Origin of the sequence: Halomonas sp. 707D4 (genome assembly GCF_024158685.1) — a bacterium.
In the GTDB taxonomy this organism is placed as follows: Bacteria; Pseudomonadota; Gammaproteobacteria; order Pseudomonadales; family Halomonadaceae; genus Vreelandella.
In genome coordinates this window covers 1-1,395 of sequence record NZ_JAMZBD010000650.1, presented here as the reverse complement: position 1 = coordinate 1,395, position 1,395 = coordinate 1, and the positions used below count along the sequence as shown (strand labels likewise).

General features: G+C 64.5%; 2 protein-coding genes and 1 pseudogene. 2 read left to right on the top strand and 1 reads right to left on the bottom strand.

Translation table 11 applies throughout. The annotated features are described in order from the left end of the window. Window positions 1-348, bottom strand: a 348-nt coding sequence (locus tag BIS11_RS17570) for an AAA family ATPase (protein ID WP_253586728.1), incomplete at its 3' end; no start/stop codon positions are given. A gap of 254 nt (window positions 349-602) precedes the next feature. Here BIS11_RS17570 and BIS11_RS17565 point away from each other — a divergent pair. Both BIS11_RS17565 and BIS11_RS17560 read left to right on the top strand, forming a co-directional pair. Continuing rightward, complete coding sequence (locus tag BIS11_RS17565) at window positions 603-1,148, top strand: hemerythrin domain-containing protein (RefSeq protein ID WP_253420252.1); 546 nt, start codon at window positions 603-605, stop codon at window positions 1,146-1,148. A gap of 94 nt (window positions 1,149-1,242) precedes the next feature. Next, a pseudogene (locus BIS11_RS17560) lies at window positions 1,243-1,395 on the top strand (glutamate racemase); the annotation flags it as partial.

Below are 1,395 nucleotides of genomic sequence, written 5' to 3'. Positions count from 1 at the left end.
GTTGAGGCGGTGGATCTCGTCAAGAAACAGCAGGGTGGAGGCCCTCGACGCCTGGGCGCGCTCGACCACCGCGCGAATCTCCTTGACCCCGGCCATCACCGCGCTGAGCTGCTCGAAGCGCGCATCGCAGGCGCGGGCAAGAAGCTTTGCCAGCGTCGTCTTGCCCACCCCCGGCGGGCCCCACAGAATCATCGAGCGCACGGTATGCGCGGTGGCCATCTGGCGCAGCGGCTTGCCCGGCCCCACCAGCGCCTGCTGGCCCACGTAGTCGTCCAGGTCGCGCGGGCGCATGCGGTAGGCAAGCGGTGCGCCTTCTGCAAAGCCCGGGGCGCTTTCGAAAAGATCCATGGTCACACTTCCATCGTCTGGCGGCGCCTGACGCCGGCGTGTCTCGCAAAGCGCGTTGCGCACGGCTACCTTAAAACATAATCTTAAGGCGGCCCCTTGCGCGAGACGGGCTTGCGAACGCGCCGGCGCGAGCGCATGGTAAAGCGTCAAGTGTAGTAGAAATTGTAGTAGAAACTGTCTTGCCCGCGCGCGCGTCTAGCGCTTTGACAGGGACTCGAGGCGAGCGGCTCGACCCTCTTTAAGGAGATGGAATCATGTTAACTCAACTGCGTCTGGACCATGCCAACATGGCGCGAATGCTCCATGTTCTACAGCTCAAGCAGAAGACGTTGGCCCAGGGTGAGCGGCCCAACTTCAAGCTGATGCGCGAAGTGGTCGACTACATTCTCTCCTACATGGACGATTTCGCTACCCCTCTGGAGCGCATCTGCGTCGAGCGCCTCGAGACTCGCGCCCAGGAAGAGCTGCCGCTCATGGAGAAGATGGCCGAGGACTACCGCGCGCTCAAGCCGACGCTTGCAAGGCTCTCCGACGACATCGACATGATCCTGATGGACAACGTGCTGCCGATGGACCGCTTCGCCGAGGACCTGGCCGCCTATCTCGAAGCGCACCGCACCTATCTGCGCCACGAGCGCGAGGGGCTTTTCCCGTTGATCGACAAGCACTTCTCCGCCGAGGACATGGAAGAGCTCCGTCAGGCCCTGCCCGAGAAGGCCGAGCAGGAGCTCGAGCGGCTGCAGCTCGCCTACCCGGAACTCTACGCGGAGCTTCGCGACGCCGACGTCCCCGAGGTCTAGTCCCGCGCCCGGCCGAGCGTGTTAAACTGGCGCCTTTGCAACGAACGCGCGAGGGCGCTGTGGCTGACTCCTCCTCTGAGCGGGACGGGGCGCGATGAGCGCCCCGGTCCTCATTTTCGATTCCGGCGTGGGCGGGCTTTCGGTGGCCCGGTCACTGGCGCTGCGCCACCCGGACATCGCCCAGTGCTACGCCTGTGACAACGCCTGGCTGCCCTACGGGCTGCGTGACGACGTCACTTTGTCCGAG